The 19,872-nt window shown below is 61.2% G+C and carries 19 protein-coding genes, 1 tRNA gene and 1 pseudogene; 6 read left to right on the plus strand and 15 right to left on the minus strand.

Features of this window, described 5'->3' with window-relative positions; translation table 11 throughout:
• Positions 1 to 388: pseudogene (locus HMJ39_RS14375) on the minus strand (cation transporter); the annotation flags it as partial.
• Between the two features lie 95 nt (positions 389 to 483).
• On the opposite strand from HMJ39_RS14375, the gene cadR reads away from it, so the two are divergent.
• The gene (cadR, locus tag HMJ39_RS14380) at positions 484 to 891 is read left to right on the plus strand and encodes a Cd(II)/Pb(II)-responsive transcriptional regulator (protein ID WP_004364961.1); all 408 of its coding nucleotides are present in this window, start codon (positions 484 to 486) and stop codon (positions 889 to 891) included.
• A 64-nt stretch (positions 892 to 955) separates the two neighbouring features.
• Here cadR and HMJ39_RS14385 read toward each other — a convergent pair whose 3' ends face one another.
• The 5 genes from HMJ39_RS14385 to HMJ39_RS14405 all read right to left on the minus strand — a co-directional run bounded on the left by HMJ39_RS14385 (position 956) and on the right by HMJ39_RS14405 (position 9,386).
• Positions 956 to 3,442, minus strand: coding sequence for a site-specific DNA-methyltransferase (locus HMJ39_RS14385; protein ID WP_194297829.1), 2,487 nt, complete (start codon positions 3,440 to 3,442; stop codon positions 956 to 958).
• Positions 3,429 to 6,305: a helicase-related protein gene (locus tag HMJ39_RS14390; RefSeq protein ID WP_256245168.1), complete on the minus strand. Its 2,877-nt coding sequence runs from the start codon at positions 6,303 to 6,305 to the stop codon at positions 3,429 to 3,431. The genes HMJ39_RS14385 and HMJ39_RS14390 overlap by 14 nt, the downstream gene beginning before the upstream one ends.
• Positions 6,296 to 7,642: a tetratricopeptide repeat protein gene (locus HMJ39_RS14395; protein ID WP_194297830.1), complete on the minus strand. Its 1,347-nt coding sequence runs from the start codon at positions 7,640 to 7,642 to the stop codon at positions 6,296 to 6,298. The genes HMJ39_RS14390 and HMJ39_RS14395 overlap by 10 nt, the downstream gene beginning before the upstream one ends.
• Positions 7,643 to 7,715: 73 nt before the next feature.
• Complete coding sequence (locus HMJ39_RS14400; protein WP_194297831.1) at positions 7,716 to 8,366, minus strand: HEPN domain-containing protein; 651 nt, start codon at positions 8,364 to 8,366, stop codon at positions 7,716 to 7,718.
• A 90-nt stretch (positions 8,367 to 8,456) separates the two neighbouring features.
• Positions 8,457 to 9,386: a metallophosphoesterase gene (locus tag HMJ39_RS14405; protein ID WP_194297832.1), complete on the minus strand. Its 930-nt coding sequence runs from the start codon at positions 9,384 to 9,386 to the stop codon at positions 8,457 to 8,459.
• Positions 9,387 to 9,621: 235 nt separating this feature from the next.
• Between HMJ39_RS14405 and HMJ39_RS14410 the strand changes: the two genes are divergently transcribed.
• Positions 9,622 to 9,894: a CopG family ribbon-helix-helix protein gene (locus tag HMJ39_RS14410; RefSeq protein ID WP_161384463.1), complete on the plus strand. Its 273-nt coding sequence runs from the start codon at positions 9,622 to 9,624 to the stop codon at positions 9,892 to 9,894.
• Positions 9,894 to 10,169, plus strand: a complete 276-nt coding sequence (locus HMJ39_RS14415) for a type II toxin-antitoxin system RelE/ParE family toxin (RefSeq protein ID WP_194297833.1) — start codon at positions 9,894 to 9,896, stop codon at positions 10,167 to 10,169. The genes HMJ39_RS14410 and HMJ39_RS14415 overlap by 1 nt, the downstream gene beginning before the upstream one ends.
• Positions 10,170 to 10,253: 84 nt before the next feature.
• Here the strand turns inward: HMJ39_RS14415 and HMJ39_RS14420 are convergent, their stop codons facing one another.
• Positions 10,254 to 10,700: a hypothetical protein gene (locus HMJ39_RS14420; RefSeq protein ID WP_194297834.1), complete on the minus strand. Its 447-nt coding sequence runs from the start codon at positions 10,698 to 10,700 to the stop codon at positions 10,254 to 10,256.
• A gap of 211 nt (positions 10,701 to 10,911) precedes the next feature.
• On the opposite strand from HMJ39_RS14420, the gene HMJ39_RS14425 reads away from it, so the two are divergent.
• Complete coding sequence (locus HMJ39_RS14425; RefSeq protein ID WP_194297835.1) at positions 10,912 to 11,802, plus strand: helix-turn-helix transcriptional regulator; 891 nt, start codon at positions 10,912 to 10,914, stop codon at positions 11,800 to 11,802.
• Between the two features lie 67 nt (positions 11,803 to 11,869).
• Here the strand turns inward: HMJ39_RS14425 and HMJ39_RS14430 are convergent, their stop codons facing one another.
• From HMJ39_RS14430 to HMJ39_RS14440, 3 genes are read right to left on the minus strand one after another with little or no spacing between them, the layout of a single operon-like run.
• Positions 11,870 to 12,247, minus strand: coding sequence for a hypothetical protein (locus HMJ39_RS14430; RefSeq protein ID WP_161384467.1), 378 nt, complete (start codon positions 12,245 to 12,247; stop codon positions 11,870 to 11,872).
• 40 nt (positions 12,248 to 12,287) lie between these two features.
• Positions 12,288 to 12,584 (minus strand): type II toxin-antitoxin system RelE/ParE family toxin, encoded by a 297-nt coding sequence (locus HMJ39_RS14435; RefSeq protein ID WP_194297836.1) that lies wholly within the window; start codon positions 12,582 to 12,584, stop codon positions 12,288 to 12,290.
• A complete protein-coding gene (locus tag HMJ39_RS14440; RefSeq protein ID WP_194297837.1) occupies positions 12,572 to 12,841 on the minus strand; it encodes a CopG family ribbon-helix-helix protein in 270 nt (89 codons plus the stop codon). The genes HMJ39_RS14435 and HMJ39_RS14440 overlap by 13 nt, the downstream gene beginning before the upstream one ends.
• A 228-nt stretch (positions 12,842 to 13,069) precedes the next feature.
• Between HMJ39_RS14440 and mutS the strand changes: the two genes are divergently transcribed.
• Positions 13,070 to 15,625, plus strand: coding sequence for a DNA mismatch repair protein MutS (gene mutS, locus HMJ39_RS14445; RefSeq protein WP_228462388.1), 2,556 nt, complete (start codon positions 13,070 to 13,072; stop codon positions 15,623 to 15,625).
• 226 nt (positions 15,626 to 15,851) lie between these two features.
• On the plus strand, positions 15,852 to 16,181 hold the full coding sequence (fdxA, locus tag HMJ39_RS14450) for a ferredoxin FdxA (protein WP_161384470.1): 330 nt from the start codon (positions 15,852 to 15,854) through the stop codon (positions 16,179 to 16,181).
• A gap of 658 nt (positions 16,182 to 16,839) precedes the next feature.
• Here fdxA and HMJ39_RS14455 read toward each other — a convergent pair.
• The 5 genes from HMJ39_RS14455 to HMJ39_RS14475 all read right to left on the minus strand — a co-directional run bounded on the left by HMJ39_RS14455 (position 16,840) and on the right by HMJ39_RS14475 (position 19,807).
• Positions 16,840 to 17,193: an Hpt domain-containing protein gene (locus HMJ39_RS14455; RefSeq protein WP_194297838.1), complete on the minus strand. Its 354-nt coding sequence runs from the start codon at positions 17,191 to 17,193 to the stop codon at positions 16,840 to 16,842.
• Between the two features lie 169 nt (positions 17,194 to 17,362).
• Positions 17,363 to 17,977, minus strand: a complete 615-nt coding sequence (locus tag HMJ39_RS14460) for a TIGR04282 family arsenosugar biosynthesis glycosyltransferase (RefSeq protein ID WP_161384471.1) — start codon at positions 17,975 to 17,977, stop codon at positions 17,363 to 17,365.
• 7 nt (positions 17,978 to 17,984) lie between these two features.
• The gene (locus HMJ39_RS14465; protein WP_161384472.1) at positions 17,985 to 18,677 is read right to left on the minus strand and encodes a TIGR04283 family arsenosugar biosynthesis glycosyltransferase; all 693 of its coding nucleotides are present in this window, start codon (positions 18,675 to 18,677) and stop codon (positions 17,985 to 17,987) included.
• Positions 18,674 to 19,636, minus strand: coding sequence for an arsenosugar biosynthesis radical SAM (seleno)protein ArsS (arsS, locus tag HMJ39_RS14470; protein WP_194297839.1), 963 nt, complete (start codon positions 19,634 to 19,636; stop codon positions 18,674 to 18,676). The genes HMJ39_RS14465 and arsS overlap by 4 nt, the downstream gene beginning before the upstream one ends.
• Before the next feature lie 94 nt (positions 19,637 to 19,730).
• Positions 19,731 to 19,807: transfer RNA gene (locus HMJ39_RS14475), tRNA-Arg, on the minus strand.
• Positions 19,808 to 19,872 lie beyond the last annotated feature (65 nt).

A 19,872-nucleotide genomic window follows, 5' to 3' on the forward strand; every position in this document is an offset into this window, starting at 1 on the left:
TGATGCCGAGCAACCAGCGCAGGGTCCCGGATTCTTGCTTAGCAGAAGCTGCCGAAAACTCGGCGGCCTTGATGGTCTCCGGATTTGCAGCGACGGTTTCCTGAAGCGAGGCGCCTAGCCCCAAGGTCTTCAGTTTCGAGGTGACGGGCTCGACCTCGCCGTCATGCACGACCTTCAGCCGGCGGTTCGACAAGTCGAAGGACAGCGCCCGAATCTCCTCAAAGCCGTTCAGGGCTAGGCGAATCATTCGTTCTTCTGATGGACAGTCCATCTTCGGCACGGCATAAACACTGACCCATCTCCCTGGCGCCTCGGAGGAGGCCTGTATATCGGTATCCGCTGCGGACGTTGCATCACCGCCACAGGCGCCACCACAGGATTTGCTCATGATACGACTCCACTTGAACAATGTTGTGGTACCATTTAAAACTATAAAGCTACTATAAGGTCAATAGAGTAAAGAATCCGTTGGGGAGGAGGCTGATGCGCATTGGTCAGTTGGCGCAGTTGGTAGGGGTCGAAACACAGACGATCCGCTTCTATGAACAGCAGGGCTTGTTGCCGCCGCCTGATCGGCAGGACAACGGTTACCGTGTCTATACCGAGAAGCATGGTGAGGGGCTGGCCTTCATCCGTCGCTGCAGAATCCTGGGCCTGTCACTGGCTGAGATTCACGAACTACAGAGCTATCAGGACGACCCTCATCAGCCTTGTACCGCCGTCAACGCCTTGCTCGATGATCACATCTCTCATGTGCGGTCGCAGATAACCGCTCTGCAAGCGCTTGAGAAACAACTCGTTTCACTGAGAGCGAGTTGCAACGATGACCGGGAAGTTGAGGCGTGTGGGGTTCTTGCTGGAATTAGCGAAGGAAACATGCACCAGCAGTAGGTGAAGCATCAACCAGATAATCCGATGAGATGCCGGTCTGTCTCACTCTCATGCAAAGGTAAGATCAACCATTTAATCCGCTTACCCTGAGAAAATAGGCCTCACTGGCGCCATCGAACACTTGCTGGGAATGGATGGCGCCATCTTCCGGACCAAACATCAGCGCCACACGCTTACCGCTCTCATCCACCGCCTCGGCATGCAGGTGCTCACTCTCCACCGGCCGGACGCCGTCCAGTTTCAGTACCCGGTTACCGGGTAGGTTCAGATTCTTGCTGCGACGCACGATCTCGATCATGCGATCGAGATAGGTGCGCGCATCGTAACCAGCGGCCTGCTCGGAGGCTTGACTCTCAGCCTGAGCAACCAGTGAATGGGCAGCCTGGATGGTGGCCTCTACTGTAAACGGGCCACAAACACGAGTGATACCATTTTTCACTTCGGGCCTATCAACCAGTGTAACGGTCTCAGGATCCTCGTTATTGGCAATGGATTTCAGCGTGATGCGAGGCACCAGACCGCCAACTTCTTCTCCATTGCGGTTTTGCTTGCGCTGGTAAACGAAGCCGCCGGCCGGCCCCCGCTTTAGCTCTTTTAATTCGTACCATGGGAAGGTGGCGGCCAGAAGCCGCTGCCGGGCTAACGCCAGCGGCACACGGGAGGTATCGCAGGTGATCCAGCGGCGTCCCCATTGTTCAGCGACATAGGCGGTGGTGCCAGAGCCGCAGGTGGGGTCAAAAACAAGGTCTCCCGGGTCACTTGCTAAGTGCATACATCTTGCAATCACCTTGGGAAGTGTCTGAACCACATAAAGCTTCTCATCGCCAAAACTACTTAGTTGAGTATCCGTCCATATATGCGAATACTCAGAAAACGGAAAATCATCTGAGAATCGTCTATACTGCAAACTATTTCTTGCGACATGTATCCTGCCTGCGCGTTTTAACCTTTCCATTCCATCAGGGTAATTAGCCTTCCAATGTGAGTTATTGTTGGGCTTAAACGTACGGCCTTCCATTTCAAAGGGCTGCGGCTCTTTAGCTGCTCCCTGAGACTGAATATCTGCAGGGTTATAAAGCTTAGCGTGGGCCGGAAGAGGTTGTTCGCCCCTAGCCTCTGCCTTGCTTACTCCTCGGTAAGAGCCGTCAGGTAAAATTATCCATTTAGCATTGCCCTCACCAAGTTCAATTTCTTTTGGTTTGTAAATCTTATTTACTTTTAGTTTAGATTTCTCTTTTGCATACCAAAGTATGTAGTCACCGACTGTGGCTATCGTTTTTGTTTCAAATCCTGAGGTTTTTTGAAAGAAAATTTGGGAAACGAAATTGTATTCTGAAAATACTTCATCCATTAACTCCCTAACATGATGAACATTCTCATCTGAAATCTGCACGAAGACACTCCCGCTCTCGGTCAGCAGCTCCCGCGCCAGCAAAAGCCGGTCTCGCAAATAGCTTAGGTAAGAATGTAGCCCCAGCTCCCACGTATCACGGTAGGCCTTGACCATCTCCGGCTCGCGAATCAGCTCTTCATCCTTACCGTGTTTGACATCACGCTTACGCACGAAAGGCTGAAAATTTGAGCCGAACTTGACCCCATAGGGCGGATCGAAGTAAATCATCTGCACTTGGCCACCTAGCCCTTCATACTCAAGCAGAGAATTCATCACCTGCAGGGAGTCACCGAGGACAAGCCGATTCTGCCACTCCTCGGTATGGGAGTAAGCATCGAGCCGGTCGGCAATATCCTTTTCGTTTTCATCGCCAAACAGGTCCAGGTTGGTGCCGGTGGCGCGATGGGATTCCAGCGTTTTTAGAATGGTCTCGGTGGAATGACGCTCGTGCACAAACAGCGGCACCGTTGGCACGCTGATCTGCTGCCTCTCTGCCTTGCCGGCCCAGTTCAGAAATGGCTGTGTGAGGCTTTTCAGCCGGGCGACACACTGGCTAAGGCTGGCAAAGCGATCACCGGTACCCTTCCAGACATGCTCCTCGGAAAACACCTCGGCCTCTCCTTTCTCGGCGGCTTCCGAGATCAGGCTCAAAAGCCATTCGACAAAGTCGCGTTCGGTGTTTTCGTCCCAACACAGCTCCGGAGCTAAGCTGGAGTCATAACGGTAGCTCTTTGGCTCGCGCCGTGCGTTGAACTGCGCCTGAACGCCCACATCCGGGCGGCTGATAGCGGCGGCATCGTGACGGTAATTGCCATAGCGGCCCGCTGCGTCGCCGATACTCGGGGGGTCGGCACTGGCAGCGCCAGCAGCGTTACGCTGCTTTTTCTTCTTGCCGCGACTACCTGCCGGAGCAGCTCCTGACTTGTTGCCACCCTCTGCATTTCCTTCCGCTAGACGAATCGCACCACCACGGCCGCGTCCTCTGGCTATCTGCCCTTCTGCCACCAGTTCTTCACAGGCGCGACGATAGTCCTCTTCGCTGAGCTTCAGCTCATCCACAATCAACAACTGGGTCTGCATCTTCCGGTTGCCCATCTGAGTGCCGTCCTCCGGCAACTGGGCAAGAATGGCGGCCTTGATATGTTCAATATTGCTCATCGGGTGGTTCCTGTGATGCGTTTGTCTGTGGGCTTTGCTGGACAGTTGTCTGCCAGCCGCCGGCCAGCCACTGAGGCTGGTCGGGCAAAAGTGTTCTGCCAGCCTGGTTGGCCAGCATCTTTTCAAGACGGGCAGCAGCAAGCTCGAAAGCGGCAGTTGCCTCCTGTTTGTCGGGGATCTGGCCCTTTATCGAGCTGCGGGCTGTCACCAGCCAATCACTCGCCCAGGCGGGGTTGAGATGCGCCCGCTCGCTGTCAATGCTGATCAGGGCGAGCTCCTGGCGCGCACGGCGGCCGCGATCATTTTGCCAGCGGGCTACGCCGGCAAACAGCGCCCGCCCCTGCAGGCCGTCGGTCAGTGCCGCCGTGCCGCCAAAGTCGTAGCGCACCGCGATGTCCAGCAAATGGCGGAAGAACCAGTTATCCATATTGATCGGCATCCAATCCTGGTTGCGCGCCGCCAGCATGCGGTCGAAAGTGATTTTCCAGCGGGTCTTGCTGACATCGAAGCTTTCGCGTAGTGCCTCGGGCAAGCGCAGGTCCCACACCAGGTTCTTGTGTGTGCGCTCGACGATGTCGATGCCCAACAGGTTCGCCATGCCTTCGACAAAGGCCTGCAGGTGAACAACGGTGATTGCCAGCTCACCACGGGTTTCCTCAGGGTCAAAGCCCGCGGCATGCTGGAACAGTTCCTGCTGCTTGCCGGCCGCATCGCGGGCACGACCCAGTGCTTCATCGATACGCTCGGCGGTACGCTCTACACGCTCGCGACTGGCGGTGGCCAGCACCTCTTCAATATCCACCAAGTCGGCGAGTTCGCCGAGAATATCTTCCTTCATGGCTTCGTTGAATTCGTGGCGCTGGACCGTAGCCATGTCTTCAGCCACTCTGTCCAGCCGCTTATAGAGGATATCGAGAATCTGTTCATCGGCGCTGTCAGACTGGTGAACATTAAAGACCACGACGCGGTTCTTCTGGCCATAGCGGTACAGGCGACCGATACGCTGCACCAGACGCATCGGGTTCCAGGGCAGGTCATAGTTGACCATGATGTGGCAGCGCTCTTGGAGGTTGATGCCTTCGCCGCCCGCTTCGGTGGAAACCAGGAACTGAGCGCCTGCTTCTTCCTCAAAACTGGTAATCGCCTCCCGGCGCTCATCCATAGCCATGCCGCCGTGGATGAGCACACTAGCTTGCTCACCAAAGCGCTGCTTAAGTGCCTCTTGCACCCAGGCCTGGGTGCTGCGGTACTCGGTGAAGATCAGGATCTTTTCCGACGAGTTCTGGCTCAGGACAGTGCTCACAAGGCCGTCCATAAAGGCCTGAAGCTTGATGTCATGCTCGGCCAGGGCCCCGGCCTCATCGATGAGGTCCTGCAAAAGCTCCTCCTCGCCGTCGAAGAAGGGGGTGGCCTGAGTCAGTTCGACTTCCAGCTCCTCCAGTTCGCCCTGGTAACGCTCGTCCTCCTCGCGGCGACGTTGTTCCAGCAGTTCGCCTCGCAAGCGCGCCTGACGCCGAAGCAACGCGGTATGGATAGCTGCCACGCTGGAGGCGGCCAGTTTCCTGTATACGGTCATCACAAAGCCAATAGCGCGGCTGGTGGTTCGACCATCTGCTGCTTCTGCCGCATAGCCACGGCGCAGGTAGCCACGCAGATTTTCATCAAAGGCCCGCGCCTGCTCGGAGAGTGGCACCTCGATCTGCTTCACGGTTTTGCCATGGAAAATGAACTTGCCCTCCATATCGGTGACATCCGCTTTGTAGTTGCGGAACACCATTTCGCCGATTATCTCGGGGTTGAGGGAGAGGGTATCAAACTCTTCCTTGCGTTCCGGGTGCAACAACTCCAGCAGCCCGACGAAGCTGTCCTGCTTACCCTGGTGCGGGGTCGCTGACAGGAGCAGCACTGATTCAGTGTGTTGACGCAGTTTTTCCAGCATGTCATAGCGTTGGCTGGCATCGAGTTTATTACCATATTGACGGCGCGAGAGGCGATGGGCTTCATCGACAATGACCAGATCCCAAGACTCTGCCTGCAGTAGGGATTCTAGGTGTTTTTCCTGCTTTAGGCGGTCCATGGAGCCAATCACGTTGTCGTACATTTTCCAGTGACGGGGCTCATTGATAAGAAAGTCATCGCCGTAAATACGAAACTCATCCAGACCGAACTTTCCAGACATTTCCTCCTGCCACTGGCGGGTTAGACCGGCCGGGGTAATGATCAATACCCGGCGAGCCTCGTCCCGCTGCCGTAAGGCCGACAGAAGCAAACCGACCTCAATGGTCTTGCCGAGGCCGACGTCATCCGCGATCAGCCAGTTATATTGCCCGGAAGCCAGTATGTGGTGGACCAGGTGTATCTGGTGCGGCAAAGGGTCAATATCGAAGGTGGCGAGCGCGCCTGTATTTTCATTCCACAAGCGGGTTGCCCAGGCGAGAAGGCGTAGCCGCTGGCGTTCAGCGGCATCACCCTGCTCGAAGCGGACAGTGTTGAAAGCGTGAGCGATCCCCCGCACCATGCGCAAGCGCTGCCAGGGTAGCCAGCGCCGCTCGCCTGCGTCCGGAAACTCAACGAGGACCTGAGCGAATCCGGCCACGTCGCGGGTGGCCACCACGACGCCCCAGCCCAACGACTGCTGTGCTCGGCTCACTGGCTCATGCAACACTTCCATTTTGGCAAGGAAACCGGAAGTCAATTCGTCGGCCCGGTGCCAGCTGGTGTTTTTCTTTCTTGGCCAATATACCTTGACCTTTTCACTTCCCTGCTCGCCAACAGACCGCACCAAACCCGGCGACTGGCCCGCAGTATCCGTTTTCAGCCGAACGAAGGCATCGAGAACTGGTGTAATCATGATCACAACCACTCACTTTCCGGGATGACCGTATCAATGCTATAGCCAAAGGGGAAACGAGACCCTCCCAGTCGCCAGCTGTCGTAATCGCCCTCATAGTCAGGGAACAGGTCGAAATCAACGTAGGGCGGCATACGCTCACCACAGTTTTCGGCAATACGACGCATGTGTTCGATAACATTGTTCAGGTAATAAGCAAATATAGGAAACGCGTTCAGCATCCGGGGCGAGTCATTCCATTGCTGAAAGCAATCTTCCACAAACAGCAGAATTTCCTCGGCAGAGTCCGCCTGCAGCTCACGCAGAAGGCGCAGAGCGAGCTGCCAGGAGACGTTCGGCCAGCCATCCTCCGCCTTTCCGCTGCGAAAACAACGGTTGTACCCCCCTCCACCCCACTGAAGCCGCAAGTCATGCATTATGGTCAACTCATCTGGAGTGACCGCTTCATCCTGCAGCAACTGACGCAGGGCCACGCGGGTCTTGCCATGGCTGCGATGATGGAGCAGCACCTCAACCAGCTTCGCCAAATCATCGAGTGACCAGCCAGCCTCCGTGGCGAGCTCAGCGGCGACCTGCCGCGCCTTGCGGTAGTCGCTAACCACTGCGGCACTCACCGGAAGCTCTTCGAGTGTGTCCTCTTCAGAGGTATCCAGCGGATCGAAACTGAGGGTATGTATTACCCAGTCCGTGTCTTCGTCCGCCTGAGCAGCATCCTCAAGAGCGGGGGGGAGCTCGTCCAGGTCTTCATCGTCCAGCAACGCGCCGCCTTCGCTCGAGGGGTATGAATCGTAATTACCTTCCAGCGGATCTGCCGTGGTTTTAGGTAGCACCTCCTGATCGCCACTGTGGCTATCTTCACAGGCGCCCAAAAAAGCCAGGTCTTCCTCTGTAAAATCCGCTCCGTCTTCTGACGCTGCCCCATCATCGTCAGCGGTAATTAGGGGTAGCCCGCTGGGCGCCGGATCTGTCTCTCTCCTCGGCTCCTTGGGGGTATCAACCTGATCTGACAGGCTGGTATCGAAACCATATTCGTGAGCGAAGTCGAATTCGGCAGGGGTGTCAGTGCTGGCATGGATATGATCGAGCTCGTCGACCCCCAGAGGCTCATCCAGCGGCTGTTCCGAGCCGCGTGCGCGCAACACACCCTGGCGGTCCATTTGAAGCGAAAGTCGCAACCAGTACGCTGCCCTCTCAGGCTGGCGGAGGTTCACGTATATGCGACCCAGCACAGTTGCCGCCTGGCGATCGGCGGGGCAGGAGTGCATATGCTCTTCGAGCATGTCCACAGCGGCCTGCCGGCGACCTGCCCGGAACAGTTGTTCTGCTTGTTGAAGAATCGCGGTATTCATGACCAAACCAGCCTTGGGCACCTCGCCTGACGCCATACCGACTTAGAGCAACCCGTATCCATCATCCTTCATCTCAAACCACCGGATAACTCGCCGCGCCCCAGAGCGTACGGGGGTTATCCATCATGATTTCAATCACCACCGGCACCAGATCCGCCAGAATCGCCACGCAGTCGCGGATCTGGTCGCGGTTAACGCGGCCGTTCCAGGTGGCGCCACCGTGGATGATCTGATTACGCAGGGTATAGATGCGGCTGAAGACGATAGAGAGCACGGCTGGGGTCTTCTGCCGAGCCAGAGCGGTGTGGGCCGCCTTCTTCGCGCCATCAAAGCTGCGCTTCCACTGTGCTTCGGTCAGGACACCTTTCTGGTGGTCCCAGAAGCAGGAGAACACATAGGGGTTGTCCAGCAGCACGCGGATGGCGTTCGGGTAGGCGCTCCACACCAGGCCATCGAGGCGCTTTTCGCCATCCAGCTCGCAGAGCTTTTCCAGGAAGGCGTTGAAGGTGGCCTGTTCGTTGAGGTGAACGCGGTCGTCGATTTCCGTGGCGTAGGCGGCGTTGAAGGCGATCCACAGGAAGATGAAGCAGCTGTCCGGGTCATCGTCCCGTTCGGCGCGGTCGAGCCAGCTGAGCGCGCGATGCACGCGCAAGCTCAGATTCTCCGGGTAGCCATCCCGCTCGGCGCGTTGACGCGCCTTCAACCCTTCGAACGTTCTCTCCATGTCCCCCATCCCTAGCCGGCTCTTCCCGGTCTTATACCGTGAACCTTATCACACTCTCGAGGCCGTGCCAGACTGGCGAGTCGCGATGATTCAGTCATGGGTTACCCATTCAAAGGCGCCTGCATGTAGGGGATGCCGGCCATCCCAGCGGTAGGCGGCCAAACGCCCTCCTAGCCTGGCGGCAATGCTGTAATCCAAGCAGGCGACGCGCTCGGACAGCGGCGCGGGCGTGCCGCTGAGCCAGTAGTGGCCGACAAAAACCGGCTTGTCGCCCTGATAGCCAGGCAGGAGGCCATCTGGCAGGGGCTGGCTGGGGACGGTGGCGCGGGCGCTGTCCGGGATCAGCGCCACGCTCCGGTAAGTCGCCGGTGTGGATTGCCACCAGCGGGTGCGAACATGCCGACGATGGTGGCCGTCCTTGTCGTGAAAGCCGGCGCCGTCCGGCAGTTCGATTTCCTGCCCCTTGAGGGTCGTTTCCACCGCGTCGAACAGGGCGTTGCCTTCGGTGGCGGCGCGCCCCCAGGCGTCGGCGGGCAGGCGCTGTCGATCGTCCAGTTCCCGGGAGAGCGTCGTTATGTGCACCGGGTGCCAACAGGCGTGCACGGCACGCAGTTCCGGCAGGTCCAGGTACAGAGGAAGGGTTCGGCACCAATCGATTACTTCCTGGTGGAGCGGCGAGCCCTCCCCCACCTGCTCGAGGAACGCGTGGTGCTGGTGCCGGTTTTTGGCAGTATGGGGCCGAAGATGCTCTCCTGGATGCGACGGGTGCGGCGTGGCCCAGGCCACGGCGTTGAACTCATGGTTGCCCATGATCGCCAGGGCCGAGCCGGCATCGACCATGGCGCGCACCACCCGCACCACCTCCACTTGCTCCGGTCCACGGTCGATATAATCGCCTAGGAACAGGGCCGTGCGGTGGGAATGACGCCAGACGCCGTTTGTCTCGCGGTAGCCGAGCCGGTCCAGAAGCCGCTTGAGCGGCCCGGCATGGCCATGAATGTCGCCGATGATGTCGTACATAACTCGCCTTCCTTATCGGGGATGGGCGTCCGTGCCCCTGGTGTCGGTCCGTAACATCTCTCACTCTATGCCCTCACTATAGACATGACCATACTGACTACATGAACATGTCACCTTTTCAGGCAGGAGAGTCCGGGCGTCCGCATTTGGCGGGTTCATGGACAACAGGCACCCTGATGATTAATATCGATTAATAGAAAATCAGATTGCTTATCCACGATTGGAGGTGCCCCTTATGTCAACGACTGCCAATACACGCTCGGTGACGGCTCACGTGCCCGTGGAACTGGCCGACCGGATCGATGAGATCGCCACGCGCCTGGAGCGCTCCAAGAACTGGATCGTCAGGCAAGCCCTGGCCGACTGGCTTGACCAGGAAGAAGAGCGCGACCGACTGACCCGCGAAGCCCTGGCCGATGTGGACGCTGGCCATGTGATCGACCATCAAGCGGTCCGCGAGTGGGCCGAGAGCCTGAGCACGGACTCCCCCCTGCCCGTACCGCGCTGATGGAACTGAAGTGGACCAGCAAAGCCCTGTCCGACGTGGTCAGGCTTTATGAGTTTCTGGCGGCGGTCAATCCGCTCGCGGCGGCCCAAACCATCCAGCAACTGACCGAGGCGCCGGCAGCCCTGTTGGAGAATCCTCGCCTCGGCGAGCGACTCGAGGGGTTCCAGCCCAGGGTGGTGCGACGCCTCCTCATCGGCCATTACGAAATGCGCTACGAGATCGCCAACGGCACGGTTTATATCCTGCGCCTATGGCATACTCGTGAGGATCGTTAAAAGACAGCTTGAGTGCATTCCGAAAGGAGAATGCCGCTCAGATTGTCATTGAGACGAGAATCGTGGAGCCAGGATAGTGGGCATTCATACTCTCTCAATTTCGAACGCCTGGGCATCCAGCTCCAACGGCGCCTTACCGTAGCCCAGCGTCAACACCTGAGGCAGATACTCGTCCATAAAAGCCGGGATTGATCCGTAGGTTTCGTACTGGTAGACGTGGCGAAACTCGTGGGAATACAAGCGTGCCGATTCGCGTCCCCGGGCAATGTAAATCGAGTGCCCGAATGTCATCCCTTCTATCGTCCCATCCAGCATGCCCGCGCTTTTGGCCAGGCCGGCAACAAGAGGGTCGTTGTGGATCGGAATCTCATCGACCAGCAGCACCCTGATCCGCTCCGGCTCGAGCACCCTAACCCTTCTCGCCAGGGCCAGGCCCTCGTCGCTTAGCGACGACCCCGTGTTTTGGATGATCTGGTAATGTTCACTGGCCCATAGAACCACCGGCTCCCGGATGGCGTTATAGTCTCTCATTGCTCTTTCCCTATTTTTGCTGGCCTTGTCCGCTGGCCATCTTGCTGCGTTCCCACGACATTACCTGTCGCAACGTGCCTCATCGGCCTCGAGTCCAGGGTGGCATCCCTGCCCAGTGGTCGATCCGTGACATCTCGCACTCTATGCCTTCATCAAAGACATGACTATACTGGCTACATGAACATGTCCACTTTTCAGGCAGGAGAGCGTCATGGCTCGTGTTAGCCGCAAAAGCGCTGGGGAATGGCCGGTACGTTGGGATCTGTTGCTGCGCTATCGACTGATCGAGGTGGTCGCCCTCTGGGAAGGCCGCCTCACCACCAACCACCTGATGCGCGCCTTCGGCATCGGCCGGCAGCAGGCCAGCAAGGACATCAATACCTATCTGGCCGATTACGGGCCCGACAATCTTGTGTACGACCGCTTCCTCAAGGGGTATCGGCCCACGCCGGGTTTCCGGCCGGTGTTTACCCGGGGCGTGGCGGACGAGTACCTGCAGATGATGCACGCCCGGGAGGACCTGGCCAGCTCGTTCGAGGCGCTGACGGTGCGTGAGCTGAACACCGAGGTGCTGCTGCCGCCGGCCCGGGATCTGCGCCCCGAGGTACTTCAGCCGGTGCTACAAGCCTGCCGGGAGCGCAAGCGGGTGGAGATTGAGTACGCCTCATTGGCCAACCCGGAACCCGAGTACCGGGTGATCCAGCCGCACACAGTGGTCCATACCGGCTATCGCTGGCATGTGCGGGCCTGGTGCGAGAAGAACGGGGATTTCCGGGATTTCGTGCTCAGCCGCATCGGCGACCAGCCCGAACTGGTGACCACCGCCACCATGCGGGCGGAAGACGACGAGGCCTGGCGGACCCGGGTGGTTGTGCGCCTGGGGCCCGATCCCCGTTTATCAGAGCCACAACAGGCGCTGATCCAGCGGGATTACGGCATGGAACAGGGAGAGCTGCGCCTTGAGACCCGCGGAGCTCTGGTGAGCTATCTGCTGCAGCAACTGCGGGTGGATGCGCCGGCGGATCAACGGTCACCGGAGGCACAGCAGGTGGTGGTTCTTAACCGGGATGAGGTGGAGCAGTGGGCGCTTATGCCGGGCTAGTTAAATAAAATCCCGGTAATCCCGCAACCTGTCCACGGCCACCACCAGGCCCTGCGCGGCCAGGGTATCAAGATAGGCATCCACACTTTATCGCAGCGGCGGGCACATGCCTGTCGTCGGTTTCGTGGCTGGCCCGGCCAGCGCCGCCGTCACTGGTGTAGCAGGTCGCCTGGCCGGCATCTTCCCGGGAGCCGCCATAGCCCATGGCCAGCATCAGATCGACCACCAGCTTCTCGAAGAAGGCCGGCGTGGCCGCGGTGATGGTGTCCAGCAGCTCGTCGGCCAGGGAGTCCATTAGTGAGGCGTGGGCCCGCTGAAGCTGCTCGTCCGGGGTGTCGCTGAGGTTGGTGTCCGCCGGTTCCGTCTTCGGCTGAGTGGGGGTGTGGGTATGGAATGCCAGAAACTCCAGGGGCCGCATCACGGATTGGAAGTCGGGTATGGCCATAACGTCCCCTTTTTAATTCTTTAGCAGCACCAGCGGAGATCTAATAACCCGCTTCCTTTTGATGACGCACAGCCAACACATACACCGCATCGTCACCGGGCCGGTAGCGGTAAAGCGCCACATAACCGGCTTTGCCGAAAGGAATCATCAACTCCCGGAGTTCCGGCATCTCGTCATCGGGGCGGCCCATGTCCGGGGCGGTCTCCAACATACGCAGATGCCGTGCGATGGTCCGACCGGCACGGACGGCCGATTCTCCAGCTTCCACGGCTTCCAGGAAAGCCCGGCACCGTGCCAGCCCGCGCACGGCCCCTTCGGTGATGATTACTCGTGGCACTCGGGCGGCGCCTTATCGTCGCTTCCCCAGGATTCCAGCCACTCGTTGGTTTCCTGGACCGTGAGGTGGCGACCCGTCTCGCGGTAGGACCGCCAGGACTCCAGGGCTTCCTGTTTGAAGCTCTCCTGGGCCTCTTCGCGGGCCACATATTGCCTGATCGCTTCGAGCATGATCCAGTGGGGGGTTCGGCGGCGCTTGCTGGCCAGGGTCTGAACGCGGCTTTTCAGTTCGTCGTCAATCTTGATGGAGGTTGCCATGGCGGCCTCGTATCGAAAGGTAATACCTAGTGATACCCTAGGCGGTTGAGGGGGTTCTGTCCATCCTCCCGGCGCCCGCCAATAGAGCCATGCGCAAGGGTTTGCTATTCTTTCGCGCTTGGCTCCGTTTGGGTGGGATCGCGGCTGAAGCCGCTCCTACAGCCAGTGTTCCCGCGCCCTGCCCTTGAGCCGCTCCACTCTTTTCAGAAGACAGGCGATACCGCGCTTATGGCAATGGACGACCTTTCCGGCCACACCCCGATGATGAAGCAGTATCTCGGCCTGAAGGCCGAGCATCCGGATCAGTTGTTGTTCTACCGGATGGGGGATTTCTATGAGCTGTTTTTCGGCGACGCGCAGAAGGCGGCGCGGTTGTTGGACATCACGCTGACCCAGCGCGGGCAGAGCAATGGCAAGCCGATTCCCATGGCCGGGATTCCGTATCACGCGGCGGAGGGCTATCTGGCGCGGCTGGTGAAGCTGGGCGAGTCGGTGGTGATTTGCGAGCAGATCGGCGATCCGGCGCTGGCCAAGGGGCCGGTGGAGCGCAAGGTGGTGCGCATCGTGACGCCGGGGACGGTGAGCGACGAGGCGTTGCTGGAGGAGCGGCGGGATACGCTGCTGTGCGCGTTGTTCGAGGACGGGCCGGCGGTGGGCGCGGCCAGTCTGGACGTGGCGGCGGGCCGGTTCGTGGTGACCCGGGTGGAAGGCCAGGAGCAGTTGCAGGCGTTGTTGGAGCGCTGGCAGCCGGCGGAGTTGCTGGTGTGCGAGGACCATGGTCTGCCGTCGGCGCTGGTGGACCGGCCGGGGTGCCGCAAGCGTCCGCCGTGGGAGTTCGACGGCGAGGCGGCGGTGCGTCAGTTGTGCCAGCAGTTCGGGGTGCAGGATCTGTCCGGGTTCGGGCAGCCGCCGGCGGTGTCGGTGGCGGCGGCCGGGGCGTTGCTGCAGTACGCCCGGGATACCCAGCGCAGCGCCCTGCCCCATGTCACCGGCCTGGCCATGGAGGCGTTCGACGACGGCGTGGCCATGGACGCGGCCACGCGCCGTAATCTGGAGCTCACCGAGACCTTGAACGGCGACGAGGTGCCGACCCTGGCCTGGGTGCTGGACAGCACCGAGACGGCCATGGGGGCGCGGTTGCTCAAGCGCTGGATTCACCGGCCGTTGCGTGACCGCACGGTGCTCGGCGAGCGCCAGCGGCGGGTGGCGGCGCTGCGCGACGGCTGGCGCTTCGAGGCGGTGCGCGAGGTGCTGGACCGGATCGGCGACATGGAGCGGATTCTTGGCCGGGTGGCGTTGCGTTCGGCGCGGCCGCGGGATTTGACCCGCCTGCGCGCCAGCCTGGAGGCGCTGCCGGAGCTGCACGCCGCCCTGCCCGACGACGAGGCGTTCCAGGGCCTGCACGAGCGGCTCAACGAGTTCCCGGAGCAGGCCGGCTTGCTGGACAAGGCGGTGATCGAGAACCCGCCGATGCTGATCCGCGACGGCGGCGTGATCGCCGAGGGCTACAGCGAGGAGCTGGACGAGCTGCGCTCGATCAGCGAGAACGCCGGCCAGGTGCTGGTGGACATCGAGACCCGGGAGCGTGAGCGCACCGGCTTCTCCACGTTGCGGGTGAAGTACAACCGGGTGCATGGCTATTACATCGAGCTGTCCCGCCGGGAGGCGGACAACGCGCCGATCGATTACCAGCGCCGCCAGACCCTGAAGAACGCGGAGCGCTTCATCACTCCGGAGCTCAAGGAGTTCGAGGACAAGGCGCTGTCCGCGTCGAGCAAGGCGCTGACCCTGGAGAAGCGGCTTTACGAACAGTTAATCGAGACCCTGGCGGCGGACCTGGGCCCGCTGCAGGCCAGCGCCGCGGCGGTGGCGGAGCTGGATGTGCTGGCCGCCTTCGCGGAGCGCGCCGAGGCGCTGAACTGGGTGCCACCGCATCTGGTGGAGCACGCCGAGATCGAGATCGTGGACGGCCGCCACCCGGTGGTGGAGCAGGTGCTGGACGATGCCTTCGTGCCCAACAGCCTGCATCTGGACGACCAGCGCCGCATGGTGATCATCACCGGCCCGAACATGGGCGGTAAGTCCACCTACATGCGCCAGACCGCGCTGATCGCCCTGCTCGCCCACATCGGCAGCGCGGTGCCGGCGGCCAGCGCCCGGATCGGCAAGCTGGACCGCATTTTTACCCGCATCGGCTCCTCCGACGACCTGGCCGGCGGCCGGTCCACGTTCATGGTGGAAATGTCGGAGACCGCCAACATCCTCAACAACGCCACCCCGGAAAGCCTGGTGCTGATGGACGAGATCGGCCGGGGCACCAGCACCTTCGATGGCCTGAGCCTGGCCTGGGCGGCGGCGGAGCATCTGGCTCGCAACCTCAAGGCATTCACCCTGTTCGCCACCCATTACTTCGAGCTGACCCAGCTGCCGGAGCAGTTGCCCGGGGTGTACAACGCCCACCTCACCGCCAGCGAGCACAATAACCGCATCGTCTTCCTGCACCGGGTGCAGGAGGGGCCGGCGAGCCGCAGCTACGGGTTGCAGGTGGCGCAGCTGGCGGGGGTACCGGCGGGGGTGATCAACCGTGCTTCGCAGAAGCTCACCGAGCTGGAACAGGGTGAGCGACCGACGGTGGCGCCGGCGGCGGAGGCCCCGGCCCAGGCCGATCTGTTCGGCGCGCCCAGCGCGGTGGAGAAGGCATTGGCTGAGCTGGACCCGGACGAGTTGACGCCCCGGCAGGCGTTGGAGCGGTTGTACGCGTTGAAGGCGTTGGGGGAAGGGTGAGGGCCGGGCGGAAACGTGGGTTTCGCGGCTGAAGCCGCTCCTACTGGGGTTGATCCACGGTTGATCGGCGGCGGCGTTATATCCATATGCGCACAGGGGCGGGTCGCGGCGCTTGCCTGAAGCTGGCAGTCCGGTAGACTAGCGCCGCCCCCAAGTCGACCGGCGTCTGTTAAAATGCGGCGCCGTCCCGGAACGAGACGAGAATACACCTGGCGAGGACAGGCTAATGACGTTCGTAGTAGGTGAAAACTGCATCAACTGCAAACACACGGACTGCGTGGAAGTATGTCCGGTGGATTGCTTCTATGAAGGCCCCAACTTCCTGGTCATTCACCCGGACGAGTGCATCGACTGCGCGCTGTGCGAGCCGGAGTGCCCGGTGAACGCCATCTTCTCCGAGGATGAGCTGCCGGATGATCAGCAGGACTTTCTGGAAATCAACGCCGAGCTGGCCGAGAAGTGGCCGAACATCACCGAGATGAAGGACTCGCCGGACGACGCCGACGAATGGGATGGCGTGGCCAACAAGCGAGAGAAACTCGTCAAGGAATGGTGAGTCAGGCGCGAGTGTTCCGGTGGGCGGCGCGCCGGCCGGAATACCGTCAGCGCCAGAGGCTTGAAACGCCGGCGGCTTGAAACGAGCCCGGCGGGCCAGAAATGAGAAAGGGCGGCATCCTGCCGCCCTTTTTGCGTCGAGTCGTCCTTACCCGATTGCGCTCACCTGGACTTCCGTGTCCGCCATCCTTAGCCAATCCTTGTGCTCTTTATCCCTGAACACGGGTGCCACTATAGCAACCCGTTTCGTTACGGGGGGTTAAAGATCTATAAAATTTTCCGCCCGAAAATCAGCCCCTCCGGCTCTTTCCCTTTCTCATCAATGACTTACCGATAGAGCCCTGAAGAAATGAAGGCATACTAGGACAGAAGATTGGTAGAAATGCTTACAGTCTTGTAAGATATGGCTTACAAACGATGGCCACTGCCCAAGGTCAGGACACCGATTCCAGTGCGGATCCAGCAACAGCCTCCCGTTACAAGATCGTCAACCTTTACAATTGCTCACCGCTTTTTACAACACATGGCGGTGCATGACCTGTAGCATTCGAAGTATTCAAGGTATCCCCCCAAGGCGCTAGAAATAGCGCTCACAACCCCCCCTCTTCCACCCCCTTTGGAAGAGGGGTTTTTTTTGGGCGGTCGACAGCGCCGGGGGATCAACCGGCTACCGCGGTGAGCGCGCGCAGTGAGCGACAGGATTCGTTGAAGGCGTCTTCCAGGGGATCCAGGCGTTCCGCCAAGGCGCTCAGGTCACCGGTTCGGGCCAGTTGCTCCAGCTCCAGACACAGCGCCGCCACGCGCCGGGCGCCCAGATTACTGCTACTGCCCTTGAAACTGTGCGCCTGCTGGCGCGCTTGATCGGCGTCGCCCTGGGCGGCCGCCTGACGCAGCGCGTCGAGGCGCAGACCCCCGTCGCGGCCGTAGGACTCCACCAGGGTCTCGAAGTCGCTGCCCATTACCTCGCGCAATTCCGCGAGCACGGTCTCATCCAGCACCGGTGGCTGTTGCATGAATCACTCCCTTGAGTTGAAGATGGCGCCCTCTTCCAACCGCGCCGACACCCGGACGCTGGGCCTCGGGCTCCCGGACCGCGATGGCGACCGGGGCAAGTCTGCAACTTCGAGTATAGGGCTGACAACCGTGTATCTCACGGCAATCGTCTCATAATGTGAGACGATTTCAGGGAAGTACGCCCAGATTCCGGGCTCTGCGCACATCTTCGGGGCGATCCACGTCCCACAGGGGTGGTAACACCTCCACACCGCTCTCGTCGTTGAGGGCCACCAGGGTGTCCGCCAGGGCATAGCCGCCGCCCAGACGCACCCGTGCGAACCGGTCCGCCCGCCAGACCGCCGCGTCGCGGCCGCCAACCAGCACGAAACCGCCGTCCTCGCTGGCGCCCAGCACCACGCGGCCACGCTCCAGGCGCTCCTGCGCCAGAGCCAGGTAGGCCTGATCGAGCACCGGGCAATCGCAGCCCACCAACAGGGCGCGGGGGTAATCCGCCAGGCCGGCGGCCAGGGCACGGGCCATGCGTTCGCCCAGGTCCGCGCCCTCCTGATACCCCACGGACAGATTCAAGGTGGCGGCGCGGCGGGCCAGGGCCTGGTCGGGCCGGTCCAGCATCAGGCGCGCCGGACCGGGGAAGGCCGCGGCCTCGGTGAGGGTGCGGTCGAGCAGGCGCTGATGCACGGCCAGAGCACCCTGCTCGCCCAGGGCGGGCACCAGCCGGGTCTTCACCTGGCCCAGGCGCGGCGCCCGGGCGAACACCATCAACAGGGTATCGCTGCTCATGCGGCCCTCAGCGCTGATAGTAATGGTGGCGGTAATAATCCCGGTGCAGGCGCGCCGGGTCCTCGCCGCGCCAATAACGCCAGCGCAGCTGCCACATCAGCAGCGTGGTGCGCAGCACGCCGTTCTCTTCCCAGCGGCGGCTGTCCGCCTCCAGACGCGGGCGCAGGCACACCGGCTTGGCGCGGCCGCGCAGGCGGGTGCTGAGCGCCACGTCCTCCATGAGCGGCTGCATCGGGAAGCCACCCAGCTCCAGAAACAGGTCCCGGCGCACGAAGATGCCCTGGTCGCCGGTGGCGATGCCGGTCCAGCGAGAACGCAGGTTCATGGCGTGGCCGATCATGGGAAACAGGCGGTGATCGCCGGACAGGCGCACGTCGAAGCGGCCCCAGAGGGCGTCCTCGGGCAGGGCTCGCAGGGCGCGCAGATGGCCCCGTTTCACCCGGCCGCAATCGGCGTGCAGGAACCACAACCAGTCGCCCTTGGCGCGCTCGGCGCCCAGGTTCATCTGGCGGGCCCGGCCACGGTCGCAGTGCAGCACCACGTCGGCGTATTGGCGAGCGATCAGCGGGCTACCGTCCTGGCTGCCGCCGTCCACCACGATGATTTCGTCGCCATCCGCCAGGCGCTCTCGCAATCCGTCCAGGAACGGCTCCAGGCACTTGGCTTCATCAAGCACCGGGATCACCACGCTCAGACTCATTCCAGCGCTCCTCCGCAACTGCTGCCGGCGCCGGCGGTGCAGCCGAAGCAATGGTCGGCCACATAGATGCCTTCGCCGTCCTTATCCGCCGCCAGCAACTCCTCGAGGTGCGGGTGGCGCTCGCCGCCACCCTGGGGCAGATCCAGCATCTGGTTGAAATCGCAATCGTAGAGATAGCCGCGATAGTCCACGCTCAGGGTATCGCGGCACATCACCGCGTCCAGGTTAGCGTCATTGTGGCTGTCGCGCAGCAGTTGCATGTAATCGTTGAAGCGGTCCTGGGCCAGCAGCACCGCGCCGAAACGGCTGATCGGCATGTTGGTGATGGTCAGCAGGTGGTTGAAGCGGATGCCGAAGCGCTCGCCCAGCTCGCGCTTGTAATCCGCCTCCAGGGCCGCCTGGGGCGGCGGCAGATGGGCGCCCACCGGGTTGTAGACCAGGTCCAGCGGCAGCGCCTCGCTGTCGCCGTAGCCGGCGGCGTTGAGCCGGCGGATCGCCTCGATGCTGCCTTGATAAACGCCCTTGCCACGCTGCTGGTTGACGTTGTCCTCCAGGTAGCACGGCAGGGACGCCACGATCCGCACGCCCTGCCCGGCCAGAAATTCGGGCAGGTCCTGGTAGCCTTCCTCGAGCACGATGGTCAGGTTGCAGCGGTCGATCACGGTGACGCCCCGGGCCCGGGCGGCGCGCACCAGATCGCGGAAGTGCGGGTTCATCTCCGGGGCGCCGCCGGTGAGATCCAGCACCCGCACCTCGCCCTGGTCGAGCACCGCGATCACCTGGTCCACGATCTCCCGGCTCATCAGCTCGGTGCGGGTGGGGCCGGCGTTCACATGGCAGTGCACGCAGCTCAGGTTGCACAGGTAGCCCAGGTTCACCTGCAGAATGCGGGTGCGGCGCCGGCGCAAGCGGGGAAAATCGGTGTGGCTGCGCAGCAGCAGGGGCCGGGTGTCCTTCATGGCGCGCTCCTCGGGGTAGGGACTGCTTTCACGCCCTATGGATGCATGATCAGGGGAAACGTTACGTCAAAAACGCGGCTGGAGGCGAGGGAAATGGCGCCCCGAGCAGGAGTCGAACCTGCGGCCTAGCGCTTAGGAGGCGCTCGCTCTATCCAACTGAGCTACCGGGGCATTTAAAAACGTTGTCGTGCATTCACCTGTCCGAGTGCTCGGAATGGAGCGAACGCGCTTTTTAT

It is taken from the genome of Alloalcanivorax profundimaris (assembly GCF_015265435.1).
Taxonomy (GTDB): Bacteria; Pseudomonadota; Gammaproteobacteria; order Pseudomonadales; family Alcanivoracaceae; genus Alloalcanivorax; species Alloalcanivorax profundimaris.

Coding starts and splice junctions, on each gene's coding strand:
- HMJ39_RS14395 (WP_194297830.1), bottom strand. CDS start 7,642: ATGAATACCGCGATTCTTCAACAAGCAGAACAACTGTTCCGGGCAGGT.
- HMJ39_RS14405 (WP_194297832.1), bottom strand. CDS start 9,386: ATGTACGACATCATCGGCGACATTCATGGCCATGCCGGGCCGCTCAAG.
- HMJ39_RS14440 (WP_194297837.1), bottom strand. CDS start 12,841: ATGGCAACCTCCATCAAGATTGACGACGAACTGAAAAGCCGCGTTCAG.
- fdxA (WP_161384470.1), top strand. CDS start 15,852: ATGACGTTCGTAGTAGGTGAAAACTGCATCAACTGCAAACACACGGAC.
- arsS (WP_194297839.1), bottom strand. CDS start 19,636: ATGAAGGACACCCGGCCCCTGCTGCTGCGCAGCCACACCGATTTTCCC.
- HMJ39_RS14410 (WP_161384463.1), top strand. CDS start 9,622: ATGTCAACGACTGCCAATACACGCTCGGTGACGGCTCACGTGCCCGTG.
- HMJ39_RS14425 (WP_194297835.1), top strand. CDS start 10,912: ATGGCTCGTGTTAGCCGCAAAAGCGCTGGGGAATGGCCGGTACGTTGG.
- HMJ39_RS14455 (WP_194297838.1), bottom strand. CDS start 17,193: ATGCAACAGCCACCGGTGCTGGATGAGACCGTGCTCGCGGAATTGCGC.
- cadR (WP_004364961.1), top strand. CDS start 484: ATGCGCATTGGTCAGTTGGCGCAGTTGGTAGGGGTCGAAACACAGACG.
- HMJ39_RS14430 (WP_161384467.1), bottom strand. CDS start 12,247: ATGGCCATACCCGACTTCCAATCCGTGATGCGGCCCCTGGAGTTTCTG.
- HMJ39_RS14420 (WP_194297834.1), bottom strand. CDS start 10,700: ATGAGAGACTATAACGCCATCCGGGAGCCGGTGGTTCTATGGGCCAGT.
- HMJ39_RS14385 (WP_194297829.1), bottom strand. CDS start 3,442: ATGAGCAATATTGAACATATCAAGGCCGCCATTCTTGCCCAGTTGCCG.
- mutS (WP_228462388.1), top strand. CDS start 13,070: ATGGCAATGGACGACCTTTCCGGCCACACCCCGATGATGAAGCAGTAT.
- HMJ39_RS14465 (WP_161384472.1), bottom strand. CDS start 18,677: ATGAGTCTGAGCGTGGTGATCCCGGTGCTTGATGAAGCCAAGTGCCTG.
- HMJ39_RS14415 (WP_194297833.1), top strand. CDS start 9,894: ATGGAACTGAAGTGGACCAGCAAAGCCCTGTCCGACGTGGTCAGGCTT.
- HMJ39_RS14400 (WP_194297831.1), bottom strand. CDS start 8,366: ATGGAGAGAACGTTCGAAGGGTTGAAGGCGCGTCAACGCGCCGAGCGG.
- HMJ39_RS14460 (WP_161384471.1), bottom strand. CDS start 17,977: ATGAGCAGCGATACCCTGTTGATGGTGTTCGCCCGGGCGCCGCGCCTG.